Origin of the sequence: Streptomyces sp. NPDC005483 (assembly GCF_040606035.1) — a bacterium.
Taxonomy (GTDB): domain Bacteria; phylum Actinomycetota; class Actinomycetes; order Streptomycetales; family Streptomycetaceae; genus Streptomyces.
This window is the reverse complement of sequence record NZ_JBEXEA010000012.1, coordinates 277,379-285,485: the sequence shown is the minus strand read 5'-3', so window position 1 is coordinate 285,485 and position 8,107 is coordinate 277,379. Positions and strand designations below refer to the sequence as shown.

The window sequence follows — 8,107 nt, the reverse complement described above, 5'->3', positions numbered from 1 at the left end:
CGCCCGGTTACATTTCGAACCCGGAAGCTAAGCCTCACAGCGCCGATGGTACTGCAGGGGGGACCCTGTGGGAGAGTAGGACACCGCCGAACAATTTTTGAGAAAACCCCCGTGCCATTCGGCACGGGGGTTTTTCTGTTTCACCAATTTTTATTCGTGCGCGCGGATAGCACCCGGGTACTACTGTGGCCGCATGAGCTACGTGATCCGGTCAGTCCGCGCCGATGAGTGGCCCGCCGCGAAGGAGTTGCGGCTTGCGGCCCTCCAGGATCCGGTCGCGCCACTCGCCTTCCTGGAGACTTATGAGGAGGCCGCCGCACATCCCGACTCCTTCTGGCGGGAGCGGACCGCCAAGGGTGCCGAGGGAGCGGACGGGGCGCAGACGATCATCGCCGAGGCCCCGGACGGGCACTGGGTCGGGACGGTGACCGTGCTGCTGGAAGAGCCCGGGACCACGGACTGGGCCGGGTTTCCGGTCGAGCGGAAGCAGGGGCATCTCGTCGGGGTGTTCGTACGCTCCGAGGAACGCGGGAGCGGGCTCACCGATGTGCTGTTCGACGCCGCTGTGGAATGGGCGTGGGCGCACGGTGCGGAGCGGGTGCGGCTGATCGTGCACGAGGACAACGGGCGGGCGCAACGCTTCTATCGCAAGGTGGGCTTCGAGCCCACGGGTGTGCTCGTGCCGTTGGCGGCGACTTCGGGGGAGACCGAGTTGGAATTCGCGTTGGAGCGCGCCTGACGCGTGATGTACTCCTGCGCGGTCCGTCAAAGATCATGAGGCACGCGTCCGGACGACTGGCACCTCACCTGCACCGGCTCGGCGTGCTCGTGCCGCCGGAGCCGTTCCCGGCGGGGAGGGGGCGGCCCGCGGGGAGTCGGACCATGAGCAACTCATGGAGTTCTGCCGTGGGTTCGCCGCGGAAGTGGGACAACGGTCACCATCGACGCCCACTCCTGGGCAGGCACCCGCTTTCCCGACAAGAGCTGCACATTCTGGGAGACGCCGGGCGGCACGCCCGTCTCCATGGCCGGGTCGACCCGATGGTCGCGGGCCTGGTCCCGGTGGACCCCGTGTACACGCCGGGCCACCTGCGTGGTTGTGGACGGTCGAGGTGAGCCGGGCCGCGCTGGCGGAGGGCGCCGAGGACGTCGTGCTGTTCCACGGGCGCGGTCAACCCGACGAGTAACGCCCAGCTCTACGCGTGGAGGTCAGCGTCCGGCCAGCGGGTGCGGGCCTGTTCGCGGGACCGGAGCAGGGCCAGGGTAGGGAGCCCCCGCTCCGCTCCTGCGGCCAGCAGCTCCGGGAGTTGGGGGAGCGGAGCCACGGCTGCGACGTCGTCCAGGACGAGCGTGAGTGGTGGGTCGAGGCGACCGGAGGATGACCGTTCGGCCATGCGCCGGCCACGCTCGACCACGCTTGAGGTGAGGGCCGTCAGGAGGGGCATCGCGCCCGGATCGGTCCTGGGGTCCTCGATGGATTCACCCACCACATAAAGCGTGCCCCCTTCGTCGACGAAGGAATCCAAGGCGAGGGCATCATTTCGGTTGGGAGTGCATGCCTCGCGGATGTTGACCGTGAAGAGGGCGGAGAGGGCTCGGCTGGTCAGCTCCTGGGCGATGTCGCGGCGTTCGGGGTGCGCGGTGAGGGCCGCTTCGAGTTCGCCCGCGGAACCGGGAGCTGCCTTCGGGTTGGTGCGGAGGGTTTTCACGGCGTCCTGGACCTGCGTGCCCTGGCACCAGCGGTGGACGTGGCGGATGGTGCGGGCGTCTATGGCCGCAGCGTGGAGGTAGCTGCGCAGGAGCGTTTCGGCCACGTCGGCCACGGCCCGGTCGATCTTCGCGGTGGGGCGGATCGGGGCGAGGAGGGCCTGTGCTCTGGCCTTGGCCGTTTCCTTGGTCTCGCAGCCTGTGACGGGGGACCAGTGGAGGCGGGCCGGGGTGTCGCAGAGGTGGGTGGGGTCGTAGACGTGGACCGGGCCGAGTTTGCCTCTGGCGTCTTTGGTGTCCTGCCAGACCGCCGGGTTCGAGGTGACGACGAGGGCGGGGCCTTCCGCGTCCCTGATGGCCTGCGTGGCGGTGGGGTGGCGGGCTTCCCTGGGGGCGTAGAGGATCGCGCCTTCGGCGCGGGGGGTTTCCCATCCGCCCACCCGTTCACCAGTGGACAGAGAAGTGGGCAGCTTGGCTGTGGCCGGCGCCGCGAGGAGTGGCTCGGTGGGCTGGGGGAGCCCCGTCGGGTTGCTCGCCGTCGGCGGCTGCGGTCGAGTCGACGGCTGCGGGGAGCCGAGGACGGGAGTCGTGGCTGGTTGCGGCTCTGGCGTCGGCCTCGGGATGGGTACCTCCTGAGCCGGTACCTCGTGGACCGGCCCCGGTTCCGGTCGCCGTGCCCGGGCCGCCAGTTTCTCCGCTCGCGTCCTCGCGCGGACCGCTCTCCAGCGGGCCAGTGTCCCCATCACGAAGATCGTCAGGACGATCAGGATCAGCAGCTGGCCGATGAACAGGCCCCAGACCAGGCCGTAACCGGAGAGCTGGCCGGCGGGGGTGTCGGGCCAGGCGCCGGGGAGGTCCTGGGGATGGCCGATGAGGTGGCGCATGGCCAGGGGGGTGCGGGTGAAGGTGACGCCCTTGGGCCAGTCGCCGTGGGCGAACAGGCCGGCGAGGCCCGTCGCCGACCAGACGAGGAGGGTCATGCCGAGGAGGAAGGCGAGTATGCCGACCAACAGCCCGTCCGGGACGCCTCCCTGGCCTCCCTGGCCGCCCTGGAGGCGGTCGTCCGGTCTCACCACTGCCCGACCCTCCTACGCCACCGTCGACTCGGAGTCGCCCATGTGCTGTTCCACGAAGGCCGCCGCCCGCTCCTCGGCCTCCAGTTCGGCGGCGCGCAGGGCGTCGTCGGTGAGGTCGCTGGAGGACTCCGTCATCGCGCGGTCGGTGAAGACCAGGGGGCGTTCGGTCTCGGTGACCAGGTGTTTGACCACCTGGACGTTGCCGTTGACGTCCCAGACGGCGATGCCCGGGGTGAGGGACGGGATGATCTCGACCGCCCAGCGCGGTAGGCCCAGGACGCGGCCCGTCGCTCGTGCCTCGTCGGCCTTCTGGGCGTAGATCGTCCGGGTGGAGGCCATCTTCAGGATCGCCGCGGCCTCCTTCGCCGCCGCTCCGTCCACCACGTCGGACAGGTGGTGGACCACCGCCACGAAGGACAGGCCGAGCCGACGGCCGAACTTCAGCAGCCGCTGGAAGAGCTGGGCCACGAAGGGGCTGGCGATGATGTGCCAGGCCTCCTCGACCAGGAAGATGCGCTTCTTGCGGTCGGGGCGGATCCAGGTGTGTTCCAGCCAAACTCCGACGATCGCCATGAGGATGGGCATGGCGATGGAGTTGCGGTCGATGTGGGACAAATCGAAGACGATCAGCGGCGCGTCCAGGTCGATGCCGACCGTGGTCGGGCCGTCGAACATGCCCCGCAGGTCACCGTCGACCAGTCGGTCCAGGACCAGGGCGACATCGAGGCCCCATGCGCGGACGTCCTCTATGTCGACGTTCATCGCCTCGGCCGACTCGGGTTCGGGGTGCCGTAGCTGCTCGACGATGTCCGTGAGGATCGGCTGGCGTTCGACGATCGTCTCGTTGACGTAGGCGTGCGCGACCTTCAGCGCGAAGCCCGAGCGCTCGTCGAGGCCGTGGCCCATCGCGACCTCGATGATGGTCCGGAGCAGCGCGAGCTGACCGGTCGTCGTGATCGCCGGGTCGAGCGGGTTGAGGCGGATCCCCATGTCCAGGGCGGCCATCGGGTCCAGGCGGATGGGAGTTATGCCCAACTCCTGCGCGATGAGGTTCCATTCGCCGACGCCGTCCTCGCCCTGGGCGTCCAGGACGACGACCTGGCGGTCCCGGAAGCGCAACTGGCGCAGGACGTAGGTCTTCTCGAGCGCCGACTTGCCGTTGCCGGACTCGCCCAGGACCAGCCAGTGCGGGGCCGGGAGCTGCTGGCCGTAGAGCTGGAAGGGGTCGTAGATGTAGCCCTTGCCGGAGTACACCTCGCGGCCGATGATCACGCCCGAGTCGCCGAGGCCGGGCGCGGCGGTCGGGAGGTAGACCGCCTGCGCCTGGCCGGTGGAGGTGCGGACCGGCAGGCGGGTCGTCTCGACCTTTCCGAAGAGGAAGGCCGTGAAGGCGTCGGTGAGGACGGACAGCGGATCCCGCATGCTTTTGCCCCTACCTTCGAATGCCGGTGGCGAACGGAAGCGTGTTCACGAAGGCGCGATGGTGCTCTCGGTCGCACCACTCCAGTTTCAGATACGACTTGCCGGCCGAGGCCCGGATGGTCCGCTTGTCGCGGGCCAGGGCCTCGGGGGAGCGGGAGGAGACGGTGATGTAGCCGACCAGGTTGACCCCGGCCGCGCCGCTCGCGAGGTCCTCGCCGCGCTGGTCGAGCCGGGTGTGGGCGGCGATGTCGCGCGGGTCCACGGTCCGGTTCATCTTGGCGGCGCGGGAGGCCTCCGCCTCGTCGTTGGTCTTCTCGGTCAGCATGCGTTCGATGGCGATCTCGGTGGGTTCGAGGTCCATGGTGACGGCGACCGTGCGGATGACGTCCGGGGTGTGGACGAGCAGGGGCGCCAGGAAGTTGACGCCGACGGGGGTCATCGGCCACTCCTTGACCCAGGCGGTGGCGTGGCACCAGGGCGCGCGCGTGCTGGACTCCCGCGTCTTGGCCTGGAGGAACGTCGGTTCCATGGCGTCGAGTTCGGCCGGCCAGGCGTTGCGCTTGGTCATCGCCTGGATGTGGTCGATGGGGTGGTCGGGGTCGTACATGGAGTGGATCAGCGACGCCAGCCGGCCCTGGCCGAGCGGCTGGCGTACCCGGATGTCGGCCTCCTGGAGGCGCGAGCAGATGTCGGTCAGCTCGCGGGCCATGACGACCGCGAGGCCCGCGTCCTTGTCCAGCTTGCGGCCGGACTGGGGGCGGGCGGCGCGGGCCATCGCGTGGGCCTCCGCCGCCAGTTCACGGGAGTAGTGCATGCAGGCGACGAGGTACGCGCGGTGCTGCTCGCTGCTGGTGGACACCATCGACTGGAGTTGGTCGTACGACGTCTGCAGCCAGGGCAGCGCCTTGTCGTCCCCGCGCATGGCGACGTCCTTGGCGTGGGCGTCGGGGTCGGCGGGGAGGGTGCGGGCGAGCATCTGGATGCGGGTGACGAAGCCGTCGCCGTTGGCCACGTGCTTGAGGAGGGTGCCGAAGCGGTCGACGAGGGCTTCCTGGTCCTCGGAGTCGCGCAGGCCGACGCCGGGGCCCTCGATCTCGATGGCGGCGGTGACGGTACGGCGGTCCGCGTGGAGCAGTACGGCGAGCTCGTCGGGCCCGAACGGGGCGGCGAGCCAGTTGATCCGGCCGATGCCGGGGGGTGGGCCGACCTCGACCTCACGGCCGTCGACGTGGGTGCCGGCCTCCATCACGGAGGAGCGGTACGTGGTGCCCTGGCGCAGGGTCCGCTTGTAACTGCGGTTGATCTCGAACCACTTGTAGAACGTGCGGCGCTTGTACGGCACGTAGACCGCGGCCAGCGCGACGAGGGGGAAGCCCATCAGCAGGACGATGCGCAGGGAGAGGACCGGGACGAGGAGCCCGCACATCATGCCGAGGAACGCGCCCACGATGATGAGCGCGATCTCGCCGGTCTCGCGGTTGCGGCCGACGATCGCGTTCGGCCGGGCGCGGCCGATCAGATATGTACGGCGGGGCGTGACCGTATGCGACACGTGGGACTCGGTCGTCAACGCCCGTCACCTCCTGTGCTGTTGCTGCCTGCGTTGCGGTTGCCGGCGTGCGGGGTGTTCACCGAGTTGCCCGCGCGGGGAGCGGGAGCGGCGGAGGGGACAGATCCGCCGCCTCCGTTCGGGGTGCGCGAGCTGTGGGCGGCGACTCCGCCGGACGCCGGGTTGCTCGGGCGGGCGCCCGAACCTCCGGAGGCCTGACCGTTGTTGTCGGCCCGGGAGCTGTGGGTCTTGATGCCCTGGGCGACCAGGGTGGCGGGGGAGCTGATGACCGCGGCGGCCTTGCCCTCGGCGCCCTGCATGATGCGGTTGCTGCGGGAGCCGGCGATCTCGTCGCCGAAGCCGGGGACGAAGCGGTAGATCATCGCGCTGGCGAAGATGGCGAGCAGGATGATGGCGAGGCCGGAGACGACGGCGGAGAAGGCGTCGGGGCCGTCGTCGGAGGAGAGCGCGCCGGCGAGGCCGAGGACGATGACGATCACCGGTTTGACCAGGATGACGGCGATCATGATGCCGGCCCAGCGGCGGACGTGGCCCCAGAGGTTCTTGTCGACGAGGCCGGCGTAGACGACGGTGCCGAGGAGGGCGCCGACGTAGAGGAGGGCGGCGCGGATGACGAGCTCCAGCCAGAGCACTCCGGCGGCGAGGATGCTGACCAGGGAGACGACGATCAGCATGATGGGGCCGCCGCCGATGTCGTTGCCCTTCTGCAGGGCGCCGGAGAAGGTGCCGAAGAACGTGTCGGTCTGGTCGCCGGTGGCCTTGGCGAGGACCTCCGATACGCCGTCTGTCGCTGATACGACGGTGTAGAGGATGAGGGGGGTGAAGGCGGACGCGAGCACGGTCAGCCACAGGAACCCGATCGCCTCGCTGATGGCGGTGGTGAGGGGGGCGCCTCGTACCGCGCGCTTGGCTACGGCCAGCAGCCACAGGAGAAGGGTGAGGATGGTCGACGCGGCGAAGACGACGGCGTACTGCTGGAGGAACTTCTGGTTGGTGAAGTCGACGTTCGCGGTGTCCTTGACGGCCTCGCTGAGCTTGTCGATGGTCCAGGCGGCGGCCTTGGCGCAGCTTTTGGCCAGGGAGGACATGGGGTCGAGGGTGGAGGTGAGACTGGGAGTCGAACCCCCGGAACCGCCGCTGCCACCCCCTTGTTCGCAGTAGTCCCTGGCCGGAGGGGCGATCAGGGAGCAGTCGCTGCTTTTGGACGGGGTCGGCGAAGGGGTGGGAGTGGGCGCCCCAAAGGCACGCGTGGCCATGAGCACGGCTGTGGCCTGGAGGCCGGCGGCGGCGCCGGCCAGGGTGAGCACGCGTCGGCTAGCGGGCATAGGTGAACCCTCCGTACTCCTCGACGGCCTTCGCCATCTCGTCGGCACTGGAGGCCTTGTCGTCGCCCGGGACGGGCGACGGGCCGTCCTTCTGGGAGTGCGTCACGATCTTCCAGGTGTTGCTGGTCCATTCCAGCTTCATCGTGATGGTGAACCAGCTGCTGGTGACCGGGTTGGTGGAGTTCTCGCCCGCCAGTCCGAGGAGACCGCCGCACCACACGTCGACGGTCGTGGCGGCTGCGGACGTCTCGGTGACCTTCGTGCCGATCGGGCTGGTACGGGACACGAAGGTGTAACCCGCGGGCGCGGAGCCGTCGGTGTTCAGCCCGAGGGCCTCGTTGAACTCGGGGGTGTACGCCTTGTCCAGCGCGGCTTCGAGGCCGGCGACCCGGGCGGGGGTGATGATGGTTTGCAGGAGGGTGTCGCGGGTGGTCTTGTTGAACATGCTGGTGGAACCCAGGGCCACCGCGTAGTTGGCTGCCGCGCTCTGTGCCCCCTGTTCGTCATGGGCGAACCCCGTCGGGACACCGTCCGCCGGCGCCTGCACCGGCGTCTGTCCGCTGGCTGACGTGGGCGCGGCTTTCGGCTGACCCCCCGCCCCCACCTCAGACGATGAGGAATCGTCTCCTCCGCGGTTCGCGAAGGCGATTGCGGCGATCAGGAGGACGATGACGCCGACCACGGTGACCAGGCTTCGGGAGGACGAGCGGCCGGGGCGGCGGGCGCCGCCGTAGACGTCGGTGGTGCCGCCGGGCAGGTGGGTGCGGGTCTGACCGGTGCCGCCGTAACCGCCGGAGCCGTCCTGGTCGTCTCCGAGACTCATACCGCTTACGCCCCCTCGACGTGGTGCGGAGAAGTGCGGGAAAACGCGTACGGGTACGACGGTAGCCGTGCTGGTTCCCGCGCGGGCGCGGTGTGGTGACTCGGCATCAGAGTCATCGGAGTCATCGAGGAGATCGGAGACATCGGGGGAACGCAACCTCAGCCGGTGGGCACTGCGGACGGGT

The 8,107-nt window shown here is 69.6% G+C and carries 6 protein-coding genes, 1 rRNA gene and 1 pseudogene; 3 read left to right on the top strand and 5 right to left on the bottom strand.

What is annotated here, in order from left to right; translation table 11 throughout:
* The 3 genes and pseudogenes from rrf to ABZT06_RS24560 all read left to right on the top strand — a co-directional run.
* Window positions 1–92 (top strand): 5S ribosomal RNA (rrf, locus tag ABZT06_RS24570); the annotation flags it as partial.
* A gap of 101 nt (window positions 93–193) precedes the next feature.
* A complete protein-coding gene (locus ABZT06_RS24565) occupies window positions 194–739 on the top strand; it encodes a GNAT family N-acetyltransferase (RefSeq protein WP_355744623.1) in 546 nt (181 codons plus the stop codon).
* Between the two features lie 68 nt (window positions 740–807).
* A pseudogene (locus ABZT06_RS24560) lies at window positions 808–1,191 on the top strand (GNAT family N-acetyltransferase); the annotation flags it as partial.
* A 5-nt stretch (window positions 1,192–1,196) separates the two neighbouring features.
* Here the strand turns inward: ABZT06_RS24560 and ABZT06_RS24555 are convergent.
* Genes ABZT06_RS24555 through ABZT06_RS24535 form a run of 5 tightly spaced genes read right to left on the bottom strand, consistent with a single transcriptional unit; the run spans window position 1,197 to window position 7,923 of the window.
* Complete coding sequence (locus ABZT06_RS24555) at window positions 1,197–2,780, bottom strand: type VI secretion protein (protein WP_355744659.1); 1,584 nt, start codon at window positions 2,778–2,780, stop codon at window positions 1,197–1,199.
* 15 nt (window positions 2,781–2,795) lie between these two features.
* Window positions 2,796–4,205, bottom strand: coding sequence for an ATP-binding protein (locus ABZT06_RS24550; protein WP_355744620.1), 1,410 nt, complete (start codon window positions 4,203–4,205; stop codon window positions 2,796–2,798).
* Between the two features lie 10 nt (window positions 4,206–4,215).
* Window positions 4,216–5,775, bottom strand: a complete 1,560-nt coding sequence (locus ABZT06_RS24545) for an SCO6880 family protein (RefSeq protein ID WP_355744617.1) — start codon at window positions 5,773–5,775, stop codon at window positions 4,216–4,218.
* The gene (locus ABZT06_RS24540; RefSeq protein ID WP_355744615.1) at window positions 5,772–7,100 is read right to left on the bottom strand and encodes a hypothetical protein; all 1,329 of its coding nucleotides are present in this window, start codon (window positions 7,098–7,100) and stop codon (window positions 5,772–5,774) included. The genes ABZT06_RS24545 and ABZT06_RS24540 overlap by 4 nt, the downstream gene beginning before the upstream one ends.
* Entirely contained in the window at window positions 7,090–7,923 is an 834-nt protein-coding gene (locus tag ABZT06_RS24535; RefSeq protein WP_355744612.1) for a hypothetical protein, read from the bottom strand. The genes ABZT06_RS24540 and ABZT06_RS24535 overlap by 11 nt, the downstream gene beginning before the upstream one ends.
* Window positions 7,924–8,107: the final 184 nt, after the last annotated feature.